29 protein-coding genes and 1 pseudogene are annotated in these 26,184 nt (G+C 35.2%); 21 read left to right on the top strand and 9 right to left on the bottom strand.

Annotated features, from left to right (window positions below; all coding sequences use genetic code 11):
• Positions 1-76: 76 nt before the first annotated feature.
• A complete protein-coding gene (gene glsA, locus ACYVEC_RS03435; protein WP_063221674.1) occupies positions 77-1,006 on the bottom strand; it encodes a glutaminase A in 930 nt (309 codons plus the stop codon).
• A 69-nt stretch (positions 1,007-1,075) separates the two neighbouring features.
• On the opposite strand from glsA, the gene ACYVEC_RS03430 reads away from it, so the two are divergent.
• The 14 genes and pseudogenes from ACYVEC_RS03430 (at position 1,076) to ACYVEC_RS03365 (ending at position 16,426) form a co-directional block, all read left to right on the top strand.
• The gene (locus ACYVEC_RS03430) at positions 1,076-1,189 is read left to right on the top strand and encodes a transcriptional regulator (RefSeq protein WP_080468325.1); all 114 of its coding nucleotides are present in this window, start codon (positions 1,076-1,078) and stop codon (positions 1,187-1,189) included.
• A 141-nt stretch (positions 1,190-1,330) separates the two neighbouring features.
• Positions 1,331-2,833: an N-acetylglucosamine-specific PTS transporter subunit IIBC gene (nagE, locus tag ACYVEC_RS03425; RefSeq protein WP_016137008.1), complete on the top strand. Its 1,503-nt coding sequence runs from the start codon at positions 1,331-1,333 to the stop codon at positions 2,831-2,833.
• A 255-nt stretch (positions 2,834-3,088) separates the two neighbouring features.
• Positions 3,089-4,330, top strand: a complete 1,242-nt coding sequence (locus ACYVEC_RS03420; protein ID WP_063221703.1) for a serine hydrolase domain-containing protein — start codon at positions 3,089-3,091, stop codon at positions 4,328-4,330.
• Between the two features lie 237 nt (positions 4,331-4,567).
• The gene (locus ACYVEC_RS03415) at positions 4,568-5,383 is read left to right on the top strand and encodes a hypothetical protein (protein WP_063221675.1); all 816 of its coding nucleotides are present in this window, start codon (positions 4,568-4,570) and stop codon (positions 5,381-5,383) included.
• A gap of 166 nt (positions 5,384-5,549) precedes the next feature.
• On the top strand, positions 5,550-5,951 hold the full coding sequence (locus tag ACYVEC_RS03410) for an LSm family protein (RefSeq protein ID WP_063221676.1): 402 nt from the start codon (positions 5,550-5,552) through the stop codon (positions 5,949-5,951).
• Positions 5,952-5,967: 16 nt separating this feature from the next.
• Positions 5,968-6,162 carry an LSm family protein gene (locus ACYVEC_RS03405; protein WP_000899473.1) on the top strand — a complete coding sequence of 65 codons (195 nt, stop codon included), beginning with the start codon at positions 5,968-5,970 and terminating at the stop codon, positions 6,160-6,162.
• Positions 6,143-7,723 (top strand): glycosyltransferase family 2 protein, encoded by a 1,581-nt coding sequence (locus tag ACYVEC_RS03400; RefSeq protein WP_142332670.1) that lies wholly within the window; start codon positions 6,143-6,145, stop codon positions 7,721-7,723. The genes ACYVEC_RS03405 and ACYVEC_RS03400 overlap by 20 nt, the downstream gene beginning before the upstream one ends.
• Positions 7,713-8,957, top strand: coding sequence for a nucleotide sugar dehydrogenase (locus tag ACYVEC_RS03395; protein WP_063221678.1), 1,245 nt, complete (start codon positions 7,713-7,715; stop codon positions 8,955-8,957). Before ACYVEC_RS03400 ends, ACYVEC_RS03395 begins: the two co-directional genes overlap by 11 nt.
• Positions 8,954-9,919, top strand: a complete 966-nt coding sequence (locus tag ACYVEC_RS03390; protein ID WP_063221679.1) for an NAD-dependent epimerase/dehydratase family protein — start codon at positions 8,954-8,956, stop codon at positions 9,917-9,919. Before ACYVEC_RS03395 ends, ACYVEC_RS03390 begins: the two co-directional genes overlap by 4 nt.
• Complete coding sequence (locus tag ACYVEC_RS03385) at positions 9,912-11,456, top strand: glycosyltransferase family 2 protein (protein WP_063221680.1); 1,545 nt, start codon at positions 9,912-9,914, stop codon at positions 11,454-11,456. Before ACYVEC_RS03390 ends, ACYVEC_RS03385 begins: the two co-directional genes overlap by 8 nt.
• Positions 11,425-11,644, top strand: a pseudogene (locus tag ACYVEC_RS03380) (hypothetical protein). Before ACYVEC_RS03385 ends, ACYVEC_RS03380 begins: the two are co-directional and overlap by 32 nt.
• Positions 11,645-11,796: 152 nt before the next feature.
• Positions 11,797-14,046, top strand: a complete 2,250-nt coding sequence (gene pflB / locus ACYVEC_RS03375) for a formate C-acetyltransferase (protein WP_063221681.1) — start codon at positions 11,797-11,799, stop codon at positions 14,044-14,046.
• A gap of 69 nt (positions 14,047-14,115) precedes the next feature.
• The gene (gene pflA, locus ACYVEC_RS03370) at positions 14,116-14,847 is read left to right on the top strand and encodes a pyruvate formate-lyase-activating protein (protein ID WP_060629432.1); all 732 of its coding nucleotides are present in this window, start codon (positions 14,116-14,118) and stop codon (positions 14,845-14,847) included.
• A 412-nt stretch (positions 14,848-15,259) separates the two neighbouring features.
• Positions 15,260-16,426 (top strand): diglucosyl diacylglycerol synthase, encoded by a 1,167-nt coding sequence (locus ACYVEC_RS03365; protein WP_060629433.1) that lies wholly within the window; start codon positions 15,260-15,262, stop codon positions 16,424-16,426.
• A 369-nt stretch (positions 16,427-16,795) separates the two neighbouring features.
• Here the strand turns inward: ACYVEC_RS03365 and ACYVEC_RS03360 are convergent, their stop codons facing one another.
• The 4 genes from ACYVEC_RS03360 to ACYVEC_RS03345 all read right to left on the bottom strand — a co-directional run bounded on the left by ACYVEC_RS03360 (position 16,796) and on the right by ACYVEC_RS03345 (position 20,001).
• Positions 16,796-16,915, bottom strand: a complete 120-nt coding sequence (locus tag ACYVEC_RS03360) for a YfhE family protein (RefSeq protein WP_000358484.1) — start codon at positions 16,913-16,915, stop codon at positions 16,796-16,798.
• 110 nt (positions 16,916-17,025) lie between these two features.
• Positions 17,026-17,583, bottom strand: a complete 558-nt coding sequence (locus ACYVEC_RS03355; RefSeq protein WP_063221683.1) for a GNAT family N-acetyltransferase — start codon at positions 17,581-17,583, stop codon at positions 17,026-17,028.
• Between the two features lie 241 nt (positions 17,584-17,824).
• Complete coding sequence (locus tag ACYVEC_RS03350) at positions 17,825-18,955, bottom strand: amidohydrolase (protein ID WP_063221684.1); 1,131 nt, start codon at positions 18,953-18,955, stop codon at positions 17,825-17,827.
• A gap of 140 nt (positions 18,956-19,095) precedes the next feature.
• Complete coding sequence (locus ACYVEC_RS03345) at positions 19,096-20,001, bottom strand: TIGR01777 family oxidoreductase (protein ID WP_063221685.1); 906 nt, start codon at positions 19,999-20,001, stop codon at positions 19,096-19,098.
• 81 nt (positions 20,002-20,082) lie between these two features.
• Between ACYVEC_RS03345 and recX the strand changes: the two genes are divergently transcribed.
• Complete coding sequence (recX, locus tag ACYVEC_RS03340) at positions 20,083-20,895, top strand: recombination regulator RecX (protein WP_063221686.1); 813 nt, start codon at positions 20,083-20,085, stop codon at positions 20,893-20,895.
• Positions 20,896-20,905: 10 nt separating this feature from the next.
• Complete coding sequence (locus tag ACYVEC_RS03335; protein WP_460505628.1) at positions 20,906-21,223, top strand: YfhH family protein; 318 nt, start codon at positions 20,906-20,908, stop codon at positions 21,221-21,223.
• 64 nt (positions 21,224-21,287) lie between these two features.
• On the opposite strand, the gene ACYVEC_RS03330 is transcribed toward ACYVEC_RS03335, so the two are convergent.
• Complete coding sequence (locus tag ACYVEC_RS03330) at positions 21,288-21,440, bottom strand: YpzG family protein (RefSeq protein WP_000122093.1); 153 nt, start codon at positions 21,438-21,440, stop codon at positions 21,288-21,290.
• Positions 21,441-21,482: 42 nt separating this feature from the next.
• A complete protein-coding gene (locus tag ACYVEC_RS03325; protein WP_000517891.1) occupies positions 21,483-21,641 on the bottom strand; it encodes a small, acid-soluble spore protein K in 159 nt (52 codons plus the stop codon).
• Between the two features lie 122 nt (positions 21,642-21,763).
• Between ACYVEC_RS03325 and ACYVEC_RS03320 the strand changes: the two genes are divergently transcribed.
• Positions 21,764-22,030, top strand: coding sequence for a YfhJ family protein (locus ACYVEC_RS03320; RefSeq protein ID WP_063221687.1), 267 nt, complete (start codon positions 21,764-21,766; stop codon positions 22,028-22,030).
• A gap of 24 nt (positions 22,031-22,054) precedes the next feature.
• Here ACYVEC_RS03320 and ACYVEC_RS03315 read toward each other — a convergent pair whose 3' ends face one another.
• Positions 22,055-23,035, bottom strand: coding sequence for a metal-dependent hydrolase (locus ACYVEC_RS03315; RefSeq protein WP_063221688.1), 981 nt, complete (start codon positions 23,033-23,035; stop codon positions 22,055-22,057).
• A 149-nt stretch (positions 23,036-23,184) separates the two neighbouring features.
• Here ACYVEC_RS03315 and mutY point away from each other — a divergent pair, with 149 nt between their 5' ends.
• Entirely contained in the window at positions 23,185-24,282 is a 1,098-nt protein-coding gene (mutY, locus tag ACYVEC_RS03310; RefSeq protein ID WP_098555127.1) for an A/G-specific adenine glycosylase, read from the top strand.
• Between the two features lie 34 nt (positions 24,283-24,316).
• Here mutY and ACYVEC_RS03305 read toward each other — a convergent pair whose 3' ends face one another.
• Complete coding sequence (locus tag ACYVEC_RS03305) at positions 24,317-24,541, bottom strand: hypothetical protein (RefSeq protein WP_063221690.1); 225 nt, start codon at positions 24,539-24,541, stop codon at positions 24,317-24,319.
• Positions 24,542-24,666: 125 nt separating this feature from the next.
• On the opposite strand from ACYVEC_RS03305, the gene ACYVEC_RS03300 reads away from it, so the two are divergent.
• The 3 genes from ACYVEC_RS03300 (at position 24,667) to ntdP (ending at position 26,161) form a co-directional block, all read left to right on the top strand.
• Positions 24,667-24,948: a gamma-type small acid-soluble spore protein gene (locus ACYVEC_RS03300; RefSeq protein WP_000039045.1), complete on the top strand. Its 282-nt coding sequence runs from the start codon at positions 24,667-24,669 to the stop codon at positions 24,946-24,948.
• A gap of 188 nt (positions 24,949-25,136) precedes the next feature.
• Entirely contained in the window at positions 25,137-25,397 is a 261-nt protein-coding gene (locus ACYVEC_RS03295) for a YgaB family protein (protein WP_000997584.1), read from the top strand.
• A gap of 233 nt (positions 25,398-25,630) precedes the next feature.
• Positions 25,631-26,161 (top strand): nucleoside tri-diphosphate phosphatase, encoded by a 531-nt coding sequence (gene ntdP, locus ACYVEC_RS03290; protein WP_063221691.1) that lies wholly within the window; start codon positions 25,631-25,633, stop codon positions 26,159-26,161.
• Positions 26,162-26,184 lie beyond the last annotated feature (23 nt).

Below are 26,184 nucleotides of genomic sequence, written 5' to 3'. Positions count from 1 at the left end.
AGGAGATTGATAGCTGATAAAGTTGAGGTTTTTATGAAATGAAAAAATCCTGCTAGTATAGCAGGATAACTCGTGATTAAAAAATGCTCCAACCTTCTTGAGCAGAAAGAAGTTCAAGAATTTTAAAACCAGCGATACTATTTCCGTTTGCATCTAAAGCTGGTCCGAAAATACCAATTCCCATTTCTCCTTTTACGCAGCCGAAAATGCCACCAGCTACACCGCTTTTTGCGGGGATACCAACACGAATCGCAAATTCACCAGACTCGTTATACATACCGCATGTAACCATAAATGTTTTACAAATCTTTGTAATATGCTTAGGGATAATTTGTTTTTTCTTATATGGGTCATATCCATCCATCGCAAAAATTAAACCGATACGTGCTAAATCGATACAGTTTACTTCAACTGCACATTGACGAGTGTATAAATCCATCAGTTCTTCGATGTCACAATCGATAATTCCGTTTTGTTTCATATAGTAACAAAGTGAACGGTTTAAGTAAGCTGTCTCTAATTCTGAATTGGCAACTTTAGAAGAATAATTAATAGTAGGATTATCTGTTATTTCACGTACAAAATGAAGGATGCGCTCCATCTTTTCTTCATTATCTTTTCCTGTTAACATGCTTGTAATAGCTAGTGCCCCTGCATTAATCATTGGATTAAGTGGTTTAGAAGGGCTTGTCGTTTCTAACTTAATAATAGAATTAAATGGATCACCAGTTGGTTCCATTCCAACTTTAGAAAATACATATTCTTCACCACGATCTAAAAGTGCAAGCGCAAGTGTAATTACTTTTGAAATACTTTGAAGAGTAAATAGTGTTTGTGAGTTGCCAGCATGAATGTATTCTGTTTCTTTATGGAAAATGGCAATCCCTAAATCATCTGGATTTGCATTTCCTAGTTCGGGGATATAAGTAGCAAGCTTTCCTTTTTTCGTATATGGTTTTACTTGTTCTAACAACTGTTGTAAGTTGTTTGTTTCAATGCACTGCATAGTACCAACGCTCCTATTTCGAATTAACTAAGTTTACTTTTCCCGATATGCTCGGAAATAAATAATAACATGAAAAAGTGGAATGATAAAACGAAAGTTGCATGTTCTATAGTGGGTCTTTCGTTTCAAGTATTCTGTATTCCAAAAGGAGAATTTTCCTTTTATATAACAGTTTGGAAATAGGAGATTTATCCATAAAAAATTCAAAAATAAAAACTACACATCTATACAACTATATGTTATTATGGTTATGTAAATAGAAAGCGTTTTCTAAAGCGTACTTATAATGATAACGATTTCATAAATTTGATAGGGGGAATTAAAATGTTGCAGTTTTTACAACGTATTGGTAAAGCGTTAATGCTTCCAATCGCCGTACTACCAGCAGCAGGATTATTGCTTCGTTTAGGGCAACCGGATGTATTTGATATTCCTGTTATGGCACAGGCCGGCGCAGCGGTTTTTGATAATTTAGCACTTATTTTTGCAATTGGTATTGCAATCGGTCTTTCAGTTGATGGTAGTGGTGCAGCAGGTCTTGCAGGTGCAATTGGTTATCTGGTTATGAAAAACAGTATTGATGCACTTAGTAAGGGATATTCTACTGTAGAATTACAAGATAAATTAGGTAAAGTTCAAGATTTAATAGGCAATAGCGCAAATGTAGATCCATCTAAGCTGGCAGATACAATGACACAAGTATCTAAAGCTGCCGAATTATCGACTAAAGTGGATATGAAAGTTCTAGGTGGTATTATTGTCGGCGTTATAGCAGGATTCCTTTATAATAAATTCCATAAGATTAAACTTCCAGAATGGTTAGGTTTCTTTGCTGGAAAACGTTTCGTTCCGATTGTTACATCGGTTGTGATGCTAATATTAGGAATTCTATTCGCACAAATTTGGCCAGCAATTCAAAATGGCATCGATGCATTAGCTCATGGAATTGTTAATTTAGGTGCAGTTGGTTCAGGTCTATTTGGTTTATTAAACCGTCTGTTAATTCCAATTGGTTTACACCATGTAATGAACACATACTTCTGGTTCGTATTTGGTGACTTTACAAATGCAGCAGGTAATGTTGTAAATGGTGATATTGCTCGCTTCCTTGCAGGAGATAAAACAGCAGGTATGTTTATGACTGGTTTCTTCCCAGTTATGATGTTCGGTTTACCAGCAGCATGTTTCGCAATGATTGCAGCTGCTAAACCAGAAAAACGTAAAATGGTTACAGGTATGTTAGGTGGTCTAGCATTAACTTCATTCTTAACTGGTATTACAGAACCAATTGAATTCTCATTCATGTTCTTATCACCAGTATTATATGGTATTCATGCCGTGTTAACAGGTATTTCTTTATTTGTAACAACAGCACTTGGCATTCACGATGGTTTCACATTTAGTGCCGGTGCAATTGATTACTTCTTAAATTTTGGTATTGCAACAAAACCAGTATTGCTAGCGGGAATCGGTTTAATTTACGCAGTAATTTACTTTGTAGTATTCTACTTCTTAATTAAGAAGTTTGACTTGAAAACTCCTGGTCGTGAAGATGACGATGAGTTAGCTGAAGAGGATGATGCGCCAGTTGCAGGCTCAATTGGTGAAACTTACGTAGCAGCTTTAGGTGGAAAAGAAAACTTAACAGTTATTGATAACTGTGCAACACGTCTACGCTTACAAGTAAAAGATGCTGGTCAAGTAAACGAAGCAGCATTAAAACGTGCTGGTGCAAAAGGTGTTATGAAATTAAGTAACACGAGTGTCCAAGTTATCGTAGGTACAAATGTTGAATCTGTTGCCGATGATATGAAAAAACACGTATAAATAATTAGATAAGAGGATATCCCAAAAGATTGATAACATCAGTTCTTTTAGAGGGTATCCTCTTTTTTTATGTTAAAAATTTAACGGGAATCTTACTTTTGTAAATTTTCTTTTTCTTTTTTGTACATATAGGTTGGTAATATGTGCAGTGCGTGATAAAGTAGTGATGTTATAGAATAGATTATCCAAAATCTACTAAAATAAGTCTTTAGTAGAGGAAGTAAATTATTGGTGAATAAGGGGAAAAAAGCAATCATGGATCACGAAAAAAATAATGCGAATGGGAAATCACGTCAGCCGATTGTATACATAAAAAGAACAATCATTCTCGTCTTACTATTTTCACTTGTATATTTCATGTATACAAAAATTGTTGCGCATAATAAGAAAGAAGAAACTTTAAAAGCAGCAGCAGAAATGAAGAAACAAGAAGAGCTAAAAAAGAAAGAAGAAAAAAAGAAGCAAGAAGCACAAAAACAAAAAGAGCAGGAAGAACAGGTGAAGCAAGCACAAGCTGTGGAAAAGCCTGCTGAGGGACCACCTCAAGAAATTAATGAAAACGCTCAATTAGATCAATATTTACAAAACGCAGGATTTAGTGGAACAGCTGTTATTGTGAAGAACGGAAAAGTTCTTTTGAATAAAGGATATGGTATGGCGAACAAAGAGAAACAAGTACCGAATAATTCAGAGACAACTTTTTATATTGGTTCTATTTCAAAGGCGTTTGTAGCGACTGCTATTATGCAATTAAAGGATCAAAATAAATTAAACGTAGAGGATACGGTTGCAAAGTATATTCCAGATTTCCCTCAAGGTAATGGTATTCAGTTAAAACATTTACTAACACATACATCAGGAATTCCAGAGTATGAGCAGGGAACAGAGGATATTTCTCATGAAGAATTGATAAAACGAATAGGAAAGCAAAAGCGTGTTGGGAGTCCAGGAGAGAAATGGAAATATTCCGATTCGAACTATTCGATACTTGCCTACATCGCTGAGAAGGTAAGTGGACAACCGTTAGAAGAGTATATTAAACAACATATTTTTGCTACTGCGGGTATGAAACATTCTGGTTTCGGTAAAGCGTTAGAGCAAACAAGGTTCCCATCAACAGGTTATAAAATAGTAAATAACAATATGACAACACCTAATATTCCAAGTATGTCACAACTATATGGTTGTGGTGATATATATACAAGTGCACATGATTTATATTTATTTAATGAAGCACTCTTCTCTGGAAAGTTAATTTCAAAAGAGAGCTATGATCAAATGTTTACAGGCGGAAAAAAAGATTACGGATTTGGTTGGTATGTAGACCCGGGCAGTTATTCAAATCACGGTGTAATGCCAGGATGGAATTGCTTAAATGGATTTAGTAAAAACGGAAGTGTGTATGTCGTTTTATTATCTAACATTCAAAACAACATTAAATCGTTTGGTAAAGTGAATAACGACATTTATACGATGTTGCGAAATATTGAAGTGTAAGAGGCTATCCTTTTGGATAGTCTTTTTTTATGGAGGAAGTGTATGTGCAATGGGATAATGAAATAAAGTGAAACTTTAATCAGTGGGGGTTTTCTTCATCCCCCACTGATTATTAGTTGAACCAATCGGGCTTTTACGGGCAGTCGATCACCCACCTAACTTCTTTGCTTTCGCCGAATTTTGAAGTGTGGGTCTTACTGCCCGTTACTGCGGGATAAATGGAAAAGGGGGAGGGATATGAGTATACATAAGCATCACGCACGTAATGCGAAACGAATTTTCTTTGTATCTGTCATTGTATGGATTATCGTCGCAATTGTATTAGTGATGGAATATAAAAAAGGGATGCTATTCACTTCGGAGAAAGAAAATCTAAAATTAATAGGTGTTGTAATACCAGCATTTGGATTATTAATATATAGCTTTATGGAAAAACGAAGAGCAAAAATGCTTAAACAGGAAAATTATAATATGGAGACTTCTGAATTATTTGATCAACAAAAATTTGTTGTTCGCAAAGAGGTAGGGGTATTTCAAGTAATAACGTACTTTGGATTGGATGGAAATACAGTAGGTTTTTTAAAAGAAGAGTATGATTTTGTTATTCAACGTATATGGCAAGCTGTACTTTCTTTTCTTTTTAAGGGACTACATAAGCAACAATTTTATTTATATAATCACTCGGGAGAAAGGTTGTTGCGTGTTCAAAAGAAGATGGGAGTACGTAATTTCTATATTTTTTCTAATGTAGATGGAAAGAAAATTGGAGAGTTGAAACAAGTACTAAGTTTAACAAAGTGGGAATGGATCTTTTTAGGGGGGGATGGTAAAGAAGTTGGTAAAGTGACTGGGGACCTTTCAGCAACAATGCAGAAAATAGATTGGCGAGATGGGACGCATATTGATGTGAAAGAAGATGGTATTCCGTTAGAAGCTGTTAAGTATTTCTCGGCAAGTGGTGGTTCACTTGTTACAGCTTCTATAAGTGAACAAGCAGAATTACCACGAGCGGTTTATTATAGTATCTCTGCCATAATTACAATTAAAAATTAAAATATTTATAAAGATAGATGGGATACCATCTATCTTTTTTGTGTGATTAGAACATATTGTTTTGTTGAAAAATGTATGTCTTACCTATCACAAAAAGGTTTGTTTTGTATACATTAAGATGTATGGATGTATTTTTATAATTTGAAAATAATAGGAGGAGAAGTGTATGTGTCTGTTCGGTAAGTATTGGAAAAGGTTATCGAGATTGTTTAATAGGCAATTAGATTATTTTTTAGATAATAAGTTATTGCCTGCTGTGGAAAGACTTTTATTTTCACAAAACTTCGCGAGATTTATTCAAAGAAACTCTAAGCAAGCTACGGAAGAATTTATTGAATCAAGTAGATTTCAATCTATTATTTGTAACATTTTAAAAGAATGTAATACATCGCCTTTTAAAGAAATTGCAGAGCAGTATTTGGGTAAAAACGTAGAAATTACGGTGACAGTTGGACAGTTAACCGGTGTTATTGTAGCAGTTGGTGATGATTTCTTAATACTACAAGAAGGAATAGGAACAGAAGTTTTATTACCGTTTGCAAGTATTGTATCAATTAAAGAAGCGTAAGAAAGGAGACTTATATATGTTATTTACTGATGAATTGCGTAACCATGTTGGCGAGCTGGTGCAAGTGGTGACTGCTGTTGAAATCGTTGCAGGTGTGCTTTTATCTGTGACAGATGGAGCAGTAAGCGTTCGTACTTCTCCTTCCTATGGACCACCGGAAGATGTAATTGTACGTATTCCTGTTATTGCCTATGTTCGCTTGGAAGGGTAAGAGTGATAAAAGTATGAAAGTATCAGTTGTTATTCCAGTGCATAATGAAGCAAGTACCTTATCAAAGGTTTTAGCAGAAGTAAAAAAGTTAGAACCATATGAAATTATCATAGTAGATAATGGGTCGACCGATGGGACAAAAGAAATAGCATTACAACATCATTGCCGTGTGGTGTATTATAATCATTCTCTTGGTAATGATGTGGGACGGGCAATTGGCGCTAGAGAAGCAAAAGGTGAAATTGTCTTATTTTTAGACGGTGATATCGTCATGAAAAGTGAAGAATTATACGCTTTTATTAAAGGAATACAGCAAGGACATCAAATTGTTTTGAATAACTTAACATGGTCTGTTTATTTAAAAATGCGACCACATTATACGACGGTTGGAAAATATATGTTAAATCGTTATTTGAACAAGAAAGAATTTGTTGTAGGGTCTTTAATTGCAATACCACATGCAATCAGTCGTGAAGTGATTGAAAAACTGGGGTGGTGGAATTTAGCAGATCCAGCATTATTTCAAGCGATGGCGATGTCTAGAGGAGTAGATATTTCAGATATGGCTTCAGTTGATGTAATATACACAAATAAAGTTCGTCCTGTTCATACAGGCACATCACCTGATTCTCCTTATCCGAAAGCGACTAGTCGTATTATGGGGGATCATTTACGTGCTTTGCAATATATAACCGAAACATATGGTAAACGAGGTGGTTTTTCGGAGGGAAATAGAGATAGAGAGTTTATAGGGCAATATAAACCAGCTGTATTAAAGAAGGAAAAAGCGAAATATAGTGCGATTATACCAGTGTCAGAAGAAAAAATGACTATAAGATCTGTTATACAAGAAGTAAAAAAAGCAGGAGTAGATGAAATTATTATTGTTGCGAATGGAGCAGATATGGAGACTATTAAACAAGTAAAGCTAGAGAATGTTATTGTTGTTGAAGTTACGAAGGCGCTTGGACACAATGTAGCACGAGCGATAGGTGCCATGCATGCTACAGCAGAGATTTGTTTATTCGTTGATGGAGATTTTGCTATTCCGGCAAAAAAACTAGTTCCATTTTTGCGTGCTATTGAAGATGGAAGTGATATGGCATTAAATGATTTGCAGTGTTTATTAGATATATTTCATCCAGCAGATCCAATTAGTATGGGAAAATACTTTGTGAATTTGGTAGCGAAACGACCAGATTTATGGAATAACTCACTAACAGCAGTACCACATGCCATCCATAAGAAGGTAATAGAGAAAATAGGATATGACTCTCTTATCATTCCGCCATTAGCACAAATGAAAGCTATTTTAGAAGGGTTCTCTATTACAACCGTTGAGTTTGTAGATGTTATAAAAACAAATCGAGTACGTCCAGAGCAACATGAATTTGTAAATGGGCGTATTTCAGCATTTGACCGTATTTTCGGTGACCAACTTGAGGCGATTGCATATTTATTACAATATACAGACGAACGCGGAGGTTTTACAGATGGAGATAGAGATAGAGAAATAATTCAACAATTGAGAAGGGAAGAAGAGAATACAAATGAATACTAGTCGTAAAGTAGCTATCATTGGATTAGGGTATGTTGGTCTTCCTTTAGCGGTCCATCTTGCAGAAAGGGGCCATACTGTACTTGGATTAGATAAAGATACTAGAAAAATAGAATCAATTATAAAAGGAGAAAGTTATATTCCGGATGTTTCTTCTAAAGAGTTACAAAGTTTATTGACGAAAAAAAAATTAATAGTAAATACACCGGATCAAGGTATTGCTGATTTTCAAAATAGTGATTATGTTATTGTCACTGTCCCCACTCCAATTAATGAACAAAGAGAACCAGACTTAAGTGCTCTCATTTCAGCTTCACATTATATACAACAAAACCTTCAAAAAGGACAAACCTTCATTTTTGAAAGCTCCACATATCCAGGTACACTCGAGGAAGTTATCATTCCTATTATTTCTCAAACAGGTAAAAAGGCGGGAGAAGATTTCTATATCGGATATTCCCCTGAGAGAATTGATCCAGCAAATAGTCAATATTCAGTTCAATCTATTCCAAAAGTTATTAGTGGACAAACAGAAAAGTGTAAACAAAAAGTACAGGCTTTGTATAGCACTATTTTTGATGTAGTTGTTCCAGTTAGTTCTCCGAAAGTAGCGGAGATGTGTAAGCTATTCGAAAACATTCAGCGCCTAGTTAATATTTCGTTAGTCAATGAGCTAAACACATTATGTGAAAGTTTAGGAATTGATTTTTATGAGGCGCTTGAAGCGGCATCTACAAAACCATTTGGATTTACTCCATATTGGCCAGGTCCGGGGATAGGAGGACACTGTATTCCAGTAGACCCTTTATATTTTCAATGGAGAATAAAAAAGAATGGTGCAATGAGTCAATTGATTGAAGCAGCGCATGTAATTAATGAAGAAATGCCAGAGAAAATGGTCCAGAAAGTAAAAGATATGGTGCAACCACCTGCAACGGTTTTAATTGTAGGGATTGCATATAAGAAAGATGTAAATGACTTAAGAGAATCACCAGCGTTGCCAATTATTGAATTGTTAATAAAAGAAGGATACGAGATAGAATATCACGATCCATATATTTCTTCGGCAAAATTTGGGGATAAGGTGTACCAATCTGTTTCTTTGAATGAACAAGCCGTTAACCAAGCGGGTTGTATTTTAATTTTAACGGATCATTCTAATATTGATTGGAAGCTTTTTAAAGGAATAAAGCGAGTAGTAGATACACGTGGGATTGTAAAGAAGGTGAGTAAATGAGTAAGAAATGTTTAATTACAGGGGGAGCAGGATTTATTGGATCGCACTTAGCTGAAGAGTTGGTGAGAAGAGGTTATAATGTCACGATCGTTGATAACTTCTATAAAGGGAAAAATAAATATCATAAAGAGTTAATGAAAGAAATTCGGGTTATTCCAATAAGTGTTTTAGATAAAAATTCTATTTATGAATTAGTAAATCAACATGATGTAGTGTTTCATTTAGCAGCAATTTTAGGTGTGAAAACGACAATGGAAAAGAGTATAGAGCTCGTTGAAACGAATTTTGATGGAACGAGAAACATTTTACAAGCAGCGCTAAAAGGAAAGAAGAAAGTAGTCTTTGCTTCTACTTCAGAAGTATATGGTAAGGCAAAGCCACCCTTCTCTGAAGAGGGGGATCGATTATACGGGGCAACTTCTAAAATACGTTGGAGTTATGCAGTGTGTAAAACATTAGAAGAAACATTATGTTTAGGATACGCATTAGAAGGTTTACCTGTAACGATTGTTCGTTATTTTAATATTTATGGTCCAAGAGCGAAAGATGGTCCATATGCAGGGGTAATCCCGCGATTTATTAGTGCGGCCCTGCAAGGTGAAGACATTCTCGTATATGGAGATGGAAAGCAGACACGTTGCTTTACGTATGTAAGTGATGCGGTAGAGGCAACGATTCGAGCTATGGATGAAAAGGTAAATGGTGAGATTATTAATATAGGTTCTGAGAATGAAAAAAGTATAAAAGAAGTAGCAGAGGTCATTAAAAAATTAACGGATTCTTCTTCAAAGATTGTACAAGTACCTTTTGAAGAAGTATATCCACATGGTTTTGAAGAAATTCCAAATAGAAGACCAGACGTAACAAAATTAAAAGAGCTTGTTCAATTTCAGGCGAAAGTAACGTGGGAAAACGGATTGAAGGAAACAATTAAGTGGTTTCGTGAAGAAGACAATGGCTAAGTCATTATCTGTTATTATTCCTGCATGTAATGAAATCGATACGATTTCAGACGTTATTCAATCGGTAAAAGGATTAAATCCATTAGAGATTATTGTAGTAGCAAATGGTTGTACTGATGGTACAGAAACAGTTGCTGAGCATTTAGGATGTAAAGTACTGTGGTATACAGAGAAGCTTGGAAATGATGTTGGACGTGCAGCTGGTGCCAAAGAAGCTATAGGTGATGTACTACTATTTATAGATGGTGATTTTGCTATTCAAACTTCAAAATTACAGTTATTTCTTAATCCGATTTTATACAATCAGGCAGATGTAGTTTTAAATAATTTGGACGCATTATTTTTAAAAAGGCAAAAACCTAATTCTATTACAGTATGGCGCCAAATATTAAATGCAATATTAGAGCGCGAAGAATTAAAAATTGATTCTTTATTAGCTGTACCGCATGCGTTAACGAAAGAAGTTGTACAAAGCATTGGATATGAATGTTTTGTTAATCCTGTTGTGGCTCATTTACGCCTAGTACAAAGCGAATGGAGAATTAGTCGTCATTGCGCAATTGATGTTATTACGCCGAATAAATTCCGGCCGACCGAGCATGCTGCATACGGCACAAGCCTTTCTCAATCCGAAAAACGAATGATAGGTGATCATATAGAAGCTGTAGCAGAGCAAATAGTAGACAGCGATGGGCGCGGAGGATATCATGATGGAAATAGGAAAAGAGAAAGTGTTTATCATACTTTAGATTTTGAAGATTTTTATCAAGGGTGGGGCGTTACATCTAAGTTGTATAAAGAAAAGCAATTATCGGTCATTATTCCTGTACAAGATGAAGAGAAAACAATTGGAAACGTTATAGAAGAGCTTCGCAAAATTGAACCTTTTGAAATCATCGTTGTTGTAAATGGTTCGTCTGATAAAACTGCAACGATTGCAAAAGACAAGGGAGCAACGACAATTGTATATAAAGAAGCGCTCGGAAATGATGTGGGGCGCTCACTTGGAACGTATTTTGCAAAAGGAGAAATTGTGTTATTTATAGACGGCGATTTTGTTATTCCAGCGAATGAGCTATATCCTTTTGCCAAAGCTATTGTAGATGGAATGGATGTCGCATTAAATGATCTAAATCATTATTTAGATTTAAGAGTACCGCTTCATCTTGTAACTGCATTTAAATACGCATTAAATTTAGCTTGTGATAGAAAAGATTTAGGCGTAGGCTCTCTTATTGCTGTGCCTAATGCGTTTAGCCAGAAATGTTTGAAAGGAATTGGGTATCGGTCTTTACTGGCACCGTGTGTAGCCCAAGTGAAAGCTATTCTTTCAGGATTTGAAGTTGCATGTGTAAGTCGTGTTGAGGTCGATAAGATGAACCGTATTCGTCCCAGTGAACATTTTGCAAAAATAGGTCATCCGCCAGCTGTACTCCGAATTATTGGTGATCATATAGAAGGGTTAGAGCAATTAATTGTATTAACAGGCAGTCGTGGGGGATTCCATGATGGAAATAGAAAAAGGGATATTTTATAGGTAACAAAAAAAGTGTACAACATATGTACACTTTTTTGCTCTGTTATAAAAACTATAACAGATTAGGATATAAGAGTATTACAGCTCTACAATGGGTATTGTTCTTATATTACAAAATAGGACTCGTATATAAGAATACCAAAAAAATACAATTAAGGGGAGGGTTAATTTTAAAGACTTTCAAATGAAGTTAACACTATGCATATAGTAGTTTGCTCAACATTTCACAAACATGTCACAACTATTTCGTTCACTTTCACCAAAAAGTAGTATTCTAAGTGTGTAAGCTGTTATATAAAAAATCTTAGTCCTGTACTAATCAAAAATGGAGGAGATTAGGATGACTCAAGTATTAGAAAATGTTAAAAACGCATGGGAAAACTTTAAAGGTGAAAAATGGAAAGCAGAGATTGATGTTCGCGATTTCATTTTAAATAATGTAAACGTTTTCGAAGGGGATGAATCTTTCTTAGCGGGAGCAACTGAAGCAACGAAACAACTTTGGGATCAAGTAATGGATTTAACAACAAAAGAACGTGAAAACGGTGGCGTTCTTGATATGGATACAAAAATTGTTTCTTCTATCACATCACATGAACCAGGATATTTAAATAAAGATATTGAAAAAGTAGTCGGTTTCCAAACTGAAAAACCATTTAAACGTTCTTTACAACCATATGGTGGTATTCGTATGGCGGAACAAGCTTGTGAATCTTATGGATACGAAATGGATAAAGAACTTAGTCGTATTTTTAGAGATTGGAGAAAAACTCATAACCAAGGTGTATTTGATGCATACACACCAGAAATGAGAAATGCACGTAAATCAGGCGTTATTACTGGTCTTCCGGATGCATACGGACGTGGACGTATTATCGGTGACTACCGCCGCGTAGCGTTATATGGTATTGATCATTTAATTGAAGCGAAAAAAGCTGATTTAGATTTAACTGGCGGTGTAATGAGCGAAGATACAATGCGTTTACGTGAAGAGTTATCTGAGCAAATGCGTGCACTTCAAGAATTAAAACAAATGGCTGCTTCTCATGGCTTTGATATTTCTAAGCCAGCAACAACTGCACAAGAAGCATTCCAATGGTTATACTTCGCATATCTTGCAGCAATTAAAGAGCAAAACGGAGCTGCAATGAGTCTTGGACGTACTTCTACATTCTTAGATATTTATATTGAAAGAGATTTAGCAAATGGTACTTTAACAGAAGAAGACGTACAAGAAATTGTGGATCACTTCATTATGAAATTACGTCTTGTGAAATTTGCAAGAACACCTGATTATAATGAATTATTCTCTGGTGACCCAACTTGGGTAACAGAGTCTATCGGTGGTATGGCATTAGATGGTCGTCCATTAGTAACAAAGAACTCATTCCGTTTCTTGCATACATTAGATAATTTAGGACCAGCTCCAGAACCAAACTTAACAGTTCTTTGGTCTAAACAATTACCACAGAACTTTAAAAACTACTGTGCGAAAATGTCTATTAAAACATCAGCAATTCAATATGAAAATGATGATATTATGCGTGCTGACTACGGCGATGATTACGGAATTGCTTGTTGTGTATCTGCAATGAGAATCGGTAAACAAATGCAGTTCTTCGGCGCACGTGCAAACTTAGCAAAAGCATTATTATATGCGATTAACGGTGGTAAAGATGAAAAATCTAAAGCACAAGTTGGTCCTGAGTACGCACCGATTACTTCTGAAGTATTAGATTATGAAGAAGTTATGCATAAGTTTGATATGACAATGGAATGGTTAGCGGGTCTATATTTAAACACATTAAATGTTATTCACTACATGCACGATAAATATAGCTATGAGCGTATTGAAATGGCACTTCATGATACAAATGTTCTGCGTACAATGGCAACAGGTATCGCGGGTCTATCTGTAGTAGCAGACTCTTTAAGTGCAATTAAACACGCAAAAGTAAAACCAATTCGTGATGAAAATGGAATTGCAGTTGACTTTGAAATCGAAGGAGATTTCCCTAAATACGGTAACAATGATGACCGTGTAGATGAAATCGCTGTAAATCTGGTGAAAACATTTATGAATAAACTTCGTAAACATAAAACATATAGAAATTCTGTTCATACAATGTCAATCTTAACAATCACATCTAACGTTGTATATGGTAAGAAAACTGGTAACACTCCAGATGGTCGCCGTACTGGAGAACCATTTGCACCAGGTGCGAATCCTATGCATGGACGTGATACAAAAGGGGCATTAGCTTCATTATTATCTGTAGCTAAATTACCATATGAAGATGCACAAGATGGTATTTCTAATACATTCTCTATTATTCCAAAAGCACTTGGTAAAGAAGATGATGTACAAGTACGTAACTTAGTATCAATGCTTGATGGTTATGCAGTAAAAGAAGGCCATCACTTAAATATTAACGTATTTAACCGTGAAACATTAATGGATGCAATGGAACACCCTGAGAAATATCCACAATTAACAATTCGCGTATCTGGTTACGCTGTAAACTTTATTAAATTAACTCGTGAACAACAAATTGATGTAATTAACCGTACAATGCATGAAAGCATGTAAGTGAAAAAAGTGTCCCTCTGCATTTTATAAATAGCAGAGGGAGGCTGTTTCAATAAAGGAGGAAGTAAAATGGTAAAAGGAAGAATTCATTCTGTAGAGTCTTGTGGTACTGTTGATGGCCCAGGAATTCGTTATGTCATATTTACACAAGGGTGTTTATTACGTTGTCAATATTGTCATAATGCTGATACGTGGGAGATCGGTAAAGGAAAAGAAATAACAGTCGAAGAAGTAATGCAGGATGTGACATGTTACCTTCCTTTTATTGAAGCTTCCGGAGGCGGTATAACAGTTAGTGGTGGGGAACCATTATTACAGCTAGATTTCTTAATTGAGTTATTTAAGAAATGTAAAGAAGTTGGAATTCATACAACAATTGATTCTTCGGGTGGTTGTTATTCTGAAGAACCAGAATTCCAAAATAAGCTAGATATTTTAATGGATTACACAGATTTAGTTTTATTGGATTTGAAACATATTGATTCAAAGAAACATCGTAAATTAACAGGAAAACCAAATGAACATATTTTACAATTTGCTCGTTATTTATCAGATAAAAATAAACCGATTTGGGTACGACACGTATTAGTTCCTGGTATTACTGATAATGAAGAGGATCTACAAAAATTATCTAGCTTTATTCAAAGCCTGTCTAATGTTCAGAAAGTTGAAGTGCTACCATACCATAAGCTTGGTGTATATAAATGGGAAGCACTTGGGCATAAGTATCCACTCGCGAATGTAGAACCGCCTACTGAAAAAAATGTAGAACAAGCAAGACATATTTTACAAGCAGTCTAATCCAAATATTGGATTAGGCTTTTTGCTTTCTTGACAATAAACCCTAGAGTATATATAGAGAAAAGAGTATACTGAAAATAGAATATCCATATTTTTGTAAGGAATAAGTGGAGAAATTTACATAATTGTAAAGGGAAATCAAAATAGTAAAAAGAATTAAGAAGTAAAAGAGTGAGTATCATGGAATAGAGAACATTTGTAAGTTATTGCGAAAGCTCTTATAGGAAAGTATAATGTAAAGATATGAGCACAGATAGGATTAAGGGGTCAATCTTATATGCTTTGCATATCCACGACAGGTACATAGCTGAAAGAGAAGTATTAGAATCTGTTTATGTAATTTTTAAGGAAAATGTTTTTCCTATTGTCGTATATGCAATATGGAGAAACAATAAGCTAGGAGTGGATTTGTTTGATAAAAAACCCCAAGGTTTTAATATTAACTGCACATTACGGTAATGGTCATGTGCAAGTAGCGAAAACATTAGAACAAACATTTCGCCAAAAAGGAATTAAAGATGTAATTGTATGCGATCTGTTCGGAGAATCACATCCAGTTATAACCGATATTACAAAATATTTATATTTAAAAAGTTATACAATAGGAAAAGAATTATACCGCTTGTTTTATTATGGCGTAGAAAAAATTTATGATAAAAAAATAGCATCTTGGTATGCGAATTTTGGAAGAAAACGTTTGAAATTACTTTTACAAGCAGAGAAACCGGATATTGTTATTAATACTTTTCCAATCATAGCTGTACCAGAGTTAAAAAAGCAAACAGGTATTTCAATCCCTGTTTATAACGTATTAACGGATTTTTGTGTGCACAAAATATGGATTCATCGGGAAGTAGATCGTTATTTTGTAGCAACTGATCACGTGAAAAAAGTTATGATTGATATTGGTGTGCCTGCGGAGCAAATTGTTGAAACTGGAATTCCGATTCGTAGTAGTTTTGAGCTAAAGATCAATCCAGACATTATATATAATAAATATCAGTTATGTAAGAATAAAAAGATTTTACTAATTGTAGCAGGTGCTCATGGGGTATTAGGAAGTGTAAAAGAACTATGCCAATCATTTATGTCAGTACCTGATTTACAAGTAGTTGTCGTTTGTGGGAAAAATGAAGCGTTAAAACAGGATTTATTAGGGTTACAGGAAAAAAATTCTGATGCATTAAAAGTATTTGGTTATGTTGAAAATATTGATGAACTATTCCGTGTTACTTCTTGTATGATTACAAAGCCAGGCGGTATTACGTTAAGCGAAGCGGCAGCATTGCAAGTACCTGTCATTTTATATAAGCCTGTTCCAGGACAAGAAAATGAAAATGCGATGTACTTTGAAAGAAAAGGAGCTGCAGTTGTCATTCGTGATGATAGTGAGGTTTTTGCAAAAACAGAGGCGTTATTACAAGATGATATGAAGCTTCTTCAAATGAAAGAAGCGATGAAAAGCATTTATCGTCCAGAGCCAGCGGGTCATATTGTGGATACAATTTTGGCAGAAAATCATGTAGAACCGAATCATATACCTATTAAATCACCTGCTCTTGCACAATTATTTACTTAATATGAAACCCTCTTTTATATGTTTAAAGAGGGTTCTTTATTGTTTTATAAGATAAAGTAGTAACTTATCCACATGAAGATTGCGCTTTCATTAAACAGTAAAGTCGAAATATTAACAACTATATCCACATTGTCCACAATTTTTAGAAAAATATCCACAATTCTAACATTTACTATGCGTTACAGCATATAAACTTGTGAAGGGTTTATAGAATTTATTCACAATTCTATAAATTATGTGGATAACGTTATCCACATAAAAAAGGTTCCTTATTTATAAGGAACCTTTTTTGTCTATTCTATCACGTAGAAAAAATATGTAATGAGAATGAATAATTAGGGGGGAAACTTCTAATTATTCATTCTCACTTTAAATACTTTTCGAGCGATAACCCGCTGCGCGATCTGCTTTGCGAAATTCTCGTTGGTAGAGAACTTCTTGTGTACTAGATAATGTGTTTTTTGCTTTGTCACGTTTCTTTTTATCCATTACAAATCACCTCGTGTCCTAAAGTCACTATCTATCGTTTCCAAAGACATGGAGTGATATACGTATATGGCAAAATGTTAATGATTAATTATTTTTTCTAAAAATTTAGATTATGCTTCTTTTAATTGGTGAGCATCTTGGAACGTTGTATCTCGCATTGTAGCAAGTGTATATTGATCTTTTGGAATTTCATATAAGTTATATACTTCTTCATTTGCGTTAATTTCATCATAAACGGCTTTTCTTGTTTCGTTTGCTAGATTTACATATTGTAGTTTTTCGGCAGCTTTAATAGAACGAATATTTATTTTACGAATACGCATAAAGATTGTTTCAATATCTAATTCATAGAAAAGTTCGCTGAAAAATGAATCTTTCGCCAATTTATTATAGCCTTTTCCATGATAAGGTTTGCCAAGCCATGTTCCGAGAAATCCGGCTTTTTCTTGCACATCAAATAAAGTAATTGTTCCGATAGGGTTACCCCATTCATCTAAAATTGTGCGTGAAATTAATTCCCCACGCTCTTCAGCTTCAATCGTTTGTTTTGTTAGAAATAAATATTCCTCATAAGAATAAGCCTTTTGACGCACAAAAGGGAAGACAGCTGGATCCACCATTAAATCGTATAGAACGTGGCTGTCGTGTAAGTCGCGTTTTTTCAACACACTAACTCCTCCTCACACGAGGGTAGCATGACGAAAAAACACCCCACCCTCGAAATTTTTATATCAATCTTTAAAAAATTTCGGGGTGGGAATCGAACCCACTAGAACCAGTTTCTAACGCTGGTGGCGCACCATTTGCCTTCCCCATTCATCAATTTGAAAATGATAATCACGACACAAATTGATTATGGTTTCATTCAGTTTATAATCGTATAATACTTTATCTAGTCAAAAAAATAAACTAGTTTTTTTTATTTTTTTTGTAAATTATTTTTCCATCAATCATGGTTAGTACAGGCTTGGCTAAATAATGGAAAGGATGATGAGTCCATAACACGAGATCAGCGTCTTTTCCAACCTCAATGCTTCCAATTCTATCCTCTAAACGTAAATTTCGTGCTGGAAATATAGTGATTCCTTCTAGTGCAGTTTTTTCGTCTAATCCTTCCCTTACTGCGACAGCAGCACAAACATTTAAATATTGAATTGGTGTATAAGGGTGATCCGTTGTTATAGAAACTTCCACTCCATTTTTCGATAATATATGGTAAGTATCCCATGTTTTGTTTTTAAGTTCGATTTTAGAACGACGTGTAAGAGTGGGGCCAACTGAAACCTTCAAATTGTGTTTCGAAAGCTCTTCAACAATAAAATGTCCTTCTGTACAATGTTCAAGACGTAAATCGAGATTGAACTCTTTTGCAAAGCGTAGAGCAGAACTAATATCATCTGCTCGGTGAGCGTGGATACGTACGGGAATTTCGCGGCGTAATGCTTTTAAAATAGAAAGCATTCGAAAATCAGCTTCATGCCCATAGTGCTGTGCTTCATAAAATGATTCCCGAAGTAATCCCATAATTCCCATACGTGTAATAGACTCTTTTGTTCCATTACTATGGACCTTTTTAGGATTTTCTCCAAAGGCAATCTTTAAGCCAGCAGGTTCTTGAATAATCATATGATCAATACAAGTTCCAGCTGTTTTTATTACACAAGTAGTACCACCGATAATGTTTTGACTTCCTGGCATAACGTGAACAGTTGTAATTCCATTTTGTACAGCATCTTGAAATGCAATATCCAAAGGGTGGATTCCGTCTAAAGAACGGATATGTGGTGTTGAAACTTCAGATGTTTCATTTGCATCATTGCCAGCCCAACCAGTACCTTCATCATAGAGACCAAGATGAGTATGGACATCAATAAATCCAGGTAAGAGATGAAGAGCACGAGCGTCTATAACTGTCATATCTTGAGTAGGTTGAATGGAAGGCTTGACCTCAGCAATTCTTTCTCCTATAACGAGTACATCCCCTTGAAATTTTTGGGATGTAATAGGATAGACAATGGCTTGTTTGAGCAATATTTTCATAGGTACCTCATTTCTGTTACTTTACAATGTTAATGGAATTTAAGGGAAAGTAACTGAAAGATTATTTGTGTAATAATGCTCCGGATTCTAGAAAATGAAAGTTTGGAAAGGGCCCCCTGTAACACAGTGTTTTAGAAGTACTACATTGTATGCGAAAGTATATTTTGTAATGCATGGTCTATTGCTGGAAATGTGTATTGATACCCATGTTTAATTGCTTTACTAGGTAATACATGTTGCCCTTCTAGTACAAGTATGCTCATCTCACCTAATAAAGCATGAAGCATAAATGAAGGGACAGGTAACCAATGAGGTTTTTTCATTATAGTTGCAATGGTTTCTCCAAACTCCTTCATTCTTATAGGTTGGGGAGCTGTAATGTTAAGAGGTCCATCAATTTCTTCTTGGTGTATGATGAAATCAATCATGCGAACGACATCGTCTATATGAATCCATGATAACCATTGGTTTCCAGATCCAACTGTACCTCCGATATAGAATTGATAGGGGAGTAGCATTTTTGGAAGAGCTCCTCCGTCTGTGCCTAATACAACTCCAAGTCTTGCGTAGATTGTTCGTATTCCGAGAGAACGAGCTTTAGATGCTTCTTGTTCCCATGAATATACTGTATTTGCTAAAAAGTCATCTCCAGGAATCTCATGCTGTTCTGTAAAAGACTCAGTTTCAGACGTTCCATAGTATCCAATAGCACTTGCGTTAATAAATGTGTTTGGTTTTGTATTTAGTTTTTGTAATTGTTTAATGAGTCCTTTTGTTGTTTGGATTCTACTGTTTAAAATGGATTCCTTTTGTTTCTTTGTCCATCTACTATTAATAGACTCTCCAGCTAGATTAATAACTACATCAATAGAGGAGAGGGGGAAGGTTTGTAAATCTGGTGTCCATTGTACGTATTGAAGGTTAGGATGTGAAGTTTCAGTAGTTTTGTTTCGAGTAAGAATGTAAACATTATATCCTTTTTGAATAAAAAAAGTAGAAAGGTATGTACCGATAAAGCCGGTACCACCAGAAATTGCGATTTTCACAATTATTTCCTCCTCATTATATATATTCTTGAAAAGCAAAAACGTTCCTTGACTATGTTAAAATAATAGAGAGGTGAGAGTATGGCTGTCATTACAAAAATAGAAGTGCAAAAACGATTGAAAGAACGGTTTAATATTTATATTGATAAAGGTCAAGGTGAAGAGTACGGGTTTAGTGTGAATGAAGTAATTTTAATAAAACACGGATTACAAAAGGGCTTAGAAATTGATGAAATAGCGTTAGGAAATATTTTGTACAATGAAGAGGTACAAAAAGCATATTTACAAGCAATCTCCTATTTATCCTATCAAATGAGAACGAAACAAGAAATAGAAGATTTTTTACGAAAAAAAGAAGTGGGACAGGCCATCATCTCTGAAGTCGTTTCGAAATTATTACATGACCGATATATTAATGATAAAGAGTACGCTGTTTTATATACGAGAACGCAAAGTAATGTGAATCGAAAAGGTCCCACTGTTATTAAAAGAGAGTTGTTAAATAAAGGTGTTCAGGATCTAATTATTACGCATAGTTTACAAGAGTATCCGAAGGAAAAGCAAATTGAGAATGCTTTACTTCTTATAGAAAAGAAGAAAAGATCTTATCAAAAACATTCCTTTTTACAAATGAAGCTAAAGTTAGACGAAATGCTTGTTCGTAAAGGATATTCTAGAGATGTGATTCAAATTTGTTTGGAAGAATTGAAAGACGAAAAAGATGACGAACAGCAACAAGAAGCGTTACACTATCATGGGAATAAATATTATGAGAAATATAAGAAGTATGATGGCTGGACATTTGAAAATAAGATGAAACAAGCGTTATATCGCAAAGGATTCTCTATCGATGAGATAGAGATATTTTTGCAAATGAAACGCGAAGAGGGATGAGGGGAATAAGATGAATATGCCAAAGCGCTACAGTGAAATGACACCACATGAGCTAAGAGAAGAAATTGGGGTTTTGAAAGAGCAAGCAATAAAGGCAGAGCAGCTTGGTATTGTAAATGAGTTCGATGTATTAATGAGAAAGATGGCAATGGCTCGTGCTTATATGACTGATATAAACAAATTTTATATTGGTGAGACATATGAATTGGTAGAAGAACCTGGTATATTATTTGAAATTACGTATTTCAACGGGGTATTTGCTTGGGGACATAAGCAAAATGATAATGAAGAAATTGGAATACCAATTTCTTTACTGCAAGAAAAATAAAAACCAGAGAGCGAATATCTCTCTGGTTTTCATCTTTGGTAGGCGTTACAGGAGATAGGAGATTCTAAAATTGGCGTTTTTTACATTCATTCGCCAGTATAATGAGAGACTGGGTTTGTTGCGTCTGTCCGTTAACTTGCGCTTTTGCATGTTTCGGACGAGTCCACGTATGGTTAAATAATTCAGAACGACTATCTAAGCGATCACGGTAGCTCATCTTTATCACCTCGTGTAGGAAGTTAATTTACTTTAATTTGTACTACTCTTCCTGCTGATTTGCAGCACGCATACGTTCTTGTGGGTGCGTGTTAATTGTGCCGTTAGGTCGTTTCGAAGCGAAGCGTGATTTCGCTTTCGGTTGACCATCGATTTTGCTGTTGTTTTTTGACTCAGACCAAAATTCGGCTTGTTTACCCATTGCGAACGCCCTCCTCATCATCAGTTGATACCTCTTTAAGAAGTATCAATTATAGAATGTGCAAAATTGAAGAAACTATCCTTTAGAAATGAAGGGATAAAAAGGTAAAAGGAGACTAGAACATGAATGATATTTATGAAGCATTAACAAAAGAACTATTAGACAAAAATGACAAGCTTTCTTACGCACAAGCTCGTGCGTGGGTTGAATTACTGTGGGAAGATTTTCAAACAACTTATGCAAAATCAGGTCGTTATCAAGGAGAAGAAATGACTGAACAAGTTGTAAGAACATGGATTAATAATCATGGAGCGCGTCTTCATGAAATGCGTACAAATAATCCGAAATATAGCCATTTAATCAATCAAGAAGATCATTTGAAACATTAAAAAAAGCGACTTAAGTCGCTTTTTTTAATGTGGAAGTAACTCCAGTTTTTTTCGGAGTTTTTCTTCACTAAAAATCCATCCTGTATAGGAACTAATAATATTTAAATTGTGATCGAGTTGAACGATTGCAACGAATGGATAATAATCTTTACTGCGATATCGCAAATCAATGAATCGAACTTCGTAATAATGATCATAATCGAAAATGTCCCAGCGATACACAGGGGAGAAAGATAGAAATGCTGAGATGTTTTCGTCTTGTTTAGCTGCGCGCATAATAGCATTATCTGGGAACGGTACCCGATCGAACTTATCATATACCATGATATTACCACGATGCCATCTAGCCACGTAGTAATAATCAGTTGTAACGATTGCTAAATGGTAATGATAAAATCGATAAGAAGGAGAAATGATTATCTTCTCAACGTTATTGAAACGTTTATATACGACGCTACGTATATTTCTGTGCATCATAATCCGCCCGATATAGTAAACAATCATCAATATATACGCTGCTAAGGCAGTATACCCTTTATGGGAACCGACGAGCATACAAGCAATCGCAAGTATATGGATAAAGAAAATGACGGTATCAAATGTATTAATGATGCCGAGCGCTACCCATTTTTTTGTGAAGGGCCGTAATGCCTGTGTACCGTAGGCATTGAAAATATCTACAAAGACATGAAGAAAGACGGCAATAAATGACCAAAGTAGTAGATGCAAATATGGAGCGTCTGAAAAGAAGGCGAAAGAGATACCACTTATAAGGAATGACCAAAGAATTACTGCAGGAATGGAATGAGTAATCCCGCGATGATTTCTTATATATTTAGCGTTATTACGCAATTTTAAAACTGTATCGATGTCAGGAATATTGGAACCGGCAATTGTAGCAAGCATAACTGCTTGTGGCCCAATATCACTTTGAGCTATGGCTGGATCTAACGTGGCCAAACTGCCTAGAGTAACGCCCATAACAAGGTGAGTGGCTGTGTCCATAGAAATCCACCTCCGTTTTTTATTAATGTAACTCTTTTTATTCGATACCTCAAGTCCTTTGCCTTCTATTTCCTATGTCATCTTACTTAAATTTTTTCCTAAAATCTTTATAATAGTACTTATATGCAAAAAAATGAGGAGGATCAAGTTTGACACTTGAAATATTAAATAACTTTAACATAGAGCAGTTTCAAAATGATTTAATTGGTTGGTTTGAAAAAGAGCAACGCGACTTACCGTGGCGTAAAAATAAAGATCCATACCGTGTTTGGGTTTCGGAAATTATGTTGCAGCAAACAAGGGTAGAAGCTGTAAAACCATATTACGCGAATTTTATGGGGAAGTTTCCTACTCTAGAAGCTTTGGCAAATGCTGATGATGAAGAAGTGTTAAAAGCATGGGAAGGTTTAGGGTATTATTCTAGAGCGCGAAATTTACATGCGGCTGTAAAAGAAGTAAAAGAAGCATATGGCGGGATAGTACCGAGTGATGTAAAGAAAATTGAAAAATTAAAAGGAGTCGGACCATATACAAAAGGTGCTATTTTAAGTATCGCATATGGTATACCAGAGCCGGCAGTTGATGGAAATGTTATGCGTGTATTATCTCGCATTTTATCAGTATGGGATGACATTGCAAAACCGAAAACCAGAAAAGTGTTCGAAGAGATTGTACGTGAAATTATTTCGGCTGAAAATCCATCTTATTTTAATCAAGGCTTGATGGAATTAGGTGCACTGATTTGTATTCCGAAAAATCCAGCATGCTTACTTTGTCCGGTACGTGAGCATTGCAGAGGATATGCTGAAGGTGTTCAAAAGGAATTGCCAGTAAAAAGTAAAGCGAAGGCTCCTACAATGGTACCGATTGTTGCAGGAGTGCTTCAAACGGAAGATGGTCGTTACGTCATTAATAAACGTCCAAGTACTGGATTATTAGCTAATATGTGGGAGTTTCCGAATGCCGAACTTGGCGAAGGGATTCGAAGTCAGAAAGAACAGCTTACAGATTATATGAAAGAAAAATTTGAGCTTTCGATTTCTATTGAAGAATACGCAATGAATGTACAACATACGTTTACACATCGCACCTGGGATATATTCGTATTTTACGGAAAAGTAACTGGTGATATTGTTGAAACAGATACATTAAAATTTGTATCGAAAGAAGCATTTGAGCAGTTACCTTTCTCGAAATCGCATCGTACGATTTATGAGAGTTGTGTTGAGAAAATTACAATGCAATAAACAAAAAAGTGTTCCCTAGATTGGGAACACTTTTTTAATCGTAAGAAATTTTTGTCCCATGAGTCCAACTAGCATCACCTTCTTGTAAGCCACCCCTTGATTCGATTTCTATTACAATTTCTTTATAAATACTTTGCCCTTCCGCATTTAAATAGGGCAACATCTGTTGTAATGAATGATGAAAATAAGCTAATTCATCTTCTTTCCATTCGTTTTTTGAAACCATCGTTAGTTCAGTCATATCGCGTCCTATATACATATTTCCACCTCCATTTTCTATAGTTTGAATGAGTAACAAGAGATATATGCGGAATTTTTTCAAAAGAAAATTCCGCATAGCTTCTAGTTGAATTGGTTACATTATTGATTGTGGAGGTGAGAAAGATGAGTAAAAAACAACAAGGTTATAACAAGGCAACTTCTGGTGCTAGCATTCAAAGTACAAATGCTAGTTATGGTACAGAGTTTTCAACTGAAACAGATGTGCAAGCAGTAAAACAAGCAAACGCACAATCAGAAGCAAAGAAAGCACAAGCTTCTGGTGCACAAAGTGCAAATGCTAGCTATGGTACAGAATTTGCAACTGAAACAGACGTGCATGCCGTGAAAAAACAAAATGCACAATCAGCTGCAAAACAATCACAATCTTCTAGTTCAAATCAGTAATGAAAGAAAAACACTTCTCTAATTCGGGAGAAGTGTTTTCTTTGTGCTTAGGTCATTGTAATGAATAGAAAGTGAACGACATAACTTCTAATAAGTCAACAAATGTAGTCAAAGGAGAAGGAAGTAAAAGATTAGAAATATGTAATGAGGAATAATAACTGATAAATAAGTCTAAAAGGGGGTAAGTAATGAACGATTTTGATAAGTTGGTAGGAGAGCAATTGGAAACGATGGATGAGTTGTTAAAGTTACAAGCTCATCTAGAGAAGTATCAGCAAATTGAAATGAGTGAAAAGGATACGTGCGATAAAAAGGAATTACATTTTATCCGCCAAGAAATATATAGAACAGAAGTAGCACTTAAGCTATTACATGAGAAATTTGAAGAGCAAACAAATAGTGTGATTCAATCTTTTGAAACTGAAAAAATGATTTCAAATTTAGGATAAGATATACCGTTGCCTTCAGATGAAAGGTCCTTCTTTACATGGAAATAAGGAAGGGCTTTTTTTATTCTCATTTCCTCGTTTGGCTCCATCTCCTAAGAAGGTTAAGGATATGGTATTCAGTGTGAAAAATAGAGTCTTGTCGCTTTAGTTTTAAAATTTCGACAAAAAAGTTATAATAGAAAAAAAGTGGATGCAGTTCAAAGGGCATTTGCAGTTGAAAGAAGGGAGCATATATGGGATTTCCCAAAGAAGGAGAAAAAGTACAAATACATAGTTATAAACATAATGGCTCCATTCATAGAATGTGGGAAGAGACAACAATTTTAAAAGGGACACAGAGTCTTGTGATCGGAGCAAATGATCGTACAATAGTGACGGAATCAGATGGCCGAACATGGATTACTCGTGAACCAGCAATTTGTTATTTTCATGCAAACTATTGGTTTAATGTGATTGGAATGTTAAGGGAAGAGGGAGTATATTATTATTGTAATTTAAGCTCACCTTTTGCATATGATTCCGAAGCATTGAAGTACATTGATTATGATTTAGATATTAAAGTGTATCCAGATATGACATATACGCTTTTAGATGAAGATGAGTATGAAAAGCATAGCCAAATTATGCAGTATCCACCTGTTATTGATACTATTTTAAAACGAAATGTAGCACAATTAACACAATGGATTCATCAGAGAAAAGGGCCATTCGCGCCTGATTTCGTAGATATGTGGTATGAAAGATATTTAATGTACAGAAATTAAAACAAACCTGCAGGGGATTTCCC

Source organism: Bacillus sp. MN7755, from assembly GCF_054771475.1.
Note: the sequence above shows the minus strand (reverse complement) of the source record. Positions and strands in the feature narration are given on the sequence as shown.

Excerpts from the sequence above, each read along its gene's own strand:
- glsA (WP_063221674.1), bottom strand. The coding sequence starts at position 1,006 with ATGCAGTGCATTGAAACAAACAACTTACAACAGTTGTTAGAACAAGTA.
- ACYVEC_RS03430 (WP_080468325.1), top strand. The coding sequence starts at position 1,076 with ATGAAAAAGTGGAATGATAAAACGAAAGTTGCATGTTCTATAGTGGGT.
- nagE (WP_016137008.1), top strand. The coding sequence starts at position 1,331 with ATGTTGCAGTTTTTACAACGTATTGGTAAAGCGTTAATGCTTCCAATC.
- ACYVEC_RS03420 (WP_063221703.1), top strand. The coding sequence starts at position 3,089 with ATGGATCACGAAAAAAATAATGCGAATGGGAAATCACGTCAGCCGATT.
- ACYVEC_RS03415 (WP_063221675.1), top strand. The coding sequence starts at position 4,568 with ATGAGTATACATAAGCATCACGCACGTAATGCGAAACGAATTTTCTTT.
- ACYVEC_RS03410 (WP_063221676.1), top strand. The coding sequence starts at position 5,550 with ATGTGTCTGTTCGGTAAGTATTGGAAAAGGTTATCGAGATTGTTTAAT.
- ACYVEC_RS03405 (WP_000899473.1), top strand. The coding sequence starts at position 5,968 with ATGTTATTTACTGATGAATTGCGTAACCATGTTGGCGAGCTGGTGCAA.
- ACYVEC_RS03400 (WP_142332670.1), top strand. The coding sequence starts at position 6,143 with ATGTTCGCTTGGAAGGGTAAGAGTGATAAAAGTATGAAAGTATCAGTT.
- ACYVEC_RS03395 (WP_063221678.1), top strand. The coding sequence starts at position 7,713 with ATGAATACTAGTCGTAAAGTAGCTATCATTGGATTAGGGTATGTTGGT.
- ACYVEC_RS03390 (WP_063221679.1), top strand. The coding sequence starts at position 8,954 with ATGAGTAAGAAATGTTTAATTACAGGGGGAGCAGGATTTATTGGATCG.
- ACYVEC_RS03385 (WP_063221680.1), top strand. The coding sequence starts at position 9,912 with ATGGCTAAGTCATTATCTGTTATTATTCCTGCATGTAATGAAATCGAT.
- pflB (WP_063221681.1), top strand. The coding sequence starts at position 11,797 with ATGACTCAAGTATTAGAAAATGTTAAAAACGCATGGGAAAACTTTAAA.
- pflA (WP_060629432.1), top strand. The coding sequence starts at position 14,116 with ATGGTAAAAGGAAGAATTCATTCTGTAGAGTCTTGTGGTACTGTTGAT.
- ACYVEC_RS03360 (WP_000358484.1), bottom strand. The coding sequence starts at position 16,915 with ATGGATAAAAAGAAACGTGACAAAGCAAAAAACACATTATCTAGTACA.
- ACYVEC_RS03350 (WP_063221684.1), bottom strand. The coding sequence starts at position 18,955 with ATGAAAATATTGCTCAAACAAGCCATTGTCTATCCTATTACATCCCAA.
- recX (WP_063221686.1), top strand. The coding sequence starts at position 20,083 with ATGGCTGTCATTACAAAAATAGAAGTGCAAAAACGATTGAAAGAACGG.
- ACYVEC_RS03335 (WP_460505628.1), top strand. The coding sequence starts at position 20,906 with ATGAATATGCCAAAGCGCTACAGTGAAATGACACCACATGAGCTAAGA.
- ACYVEC_RS03330 (WP_000122093.1), bottom strand. The coding sequence starts at position 21,440 with ATGAGCTACCGTGATCGCTTAGATAGTCGTTCTGAATTATTTAACCAT.
- ACYVEC_RS03325 (WP_000517891.1), bottom strand. The coding sequence starts at position 21,641 with ATGGGTAAACAAGCCGAATTTTGGTCTGAGTCAAAAAACAACAGCAAA.
- ACYVEC_RS03320 (WP_063221687.1), top strand. The coding sequence starts at position 21,764 with ATGAATGATATTTATGAAGCATTAACAAAAGAACTATTAGACAAAAAT.
- ACYVEC_RS03315 (WP_063221688.1), bottom strand. The coding sequence starts at position 23,035 with ATGGACACAGCCACTCACCTTGTTATGGGCGTTACTCTAGGCAGTTTG.
- ACYVEC_RS03305 (WP_063221690.1), bottom strand. The coding sequence starts at position 24,541 with ATGTATATAGGACGCGATATGACTGAACTAACGATGGTTTCAAAAAAC.
- ACYVEC_RS03300 (WP_000039045.1), top strand. The coding sequence starts at position 24,667 with ATGAGTAAAAAACAACAAGGTTATAACAAGGCAACTTCTGGTGCTAGC.
- ACYVEC_RS03295 (WP_000997584.1), top strand. The coding sequence starts at position 25,137 with ATGAACGATTTTGATAAGTTGGTAGGAGAGCAATTGGAAACGATGGAT.
- ntdP (WP_063221691.1), top strand. The coding sequence starts at position 25,631 with ATGGGATTTCCCAAAGAAGGAGAAAAAGTACAAATACATAGTTATAAA.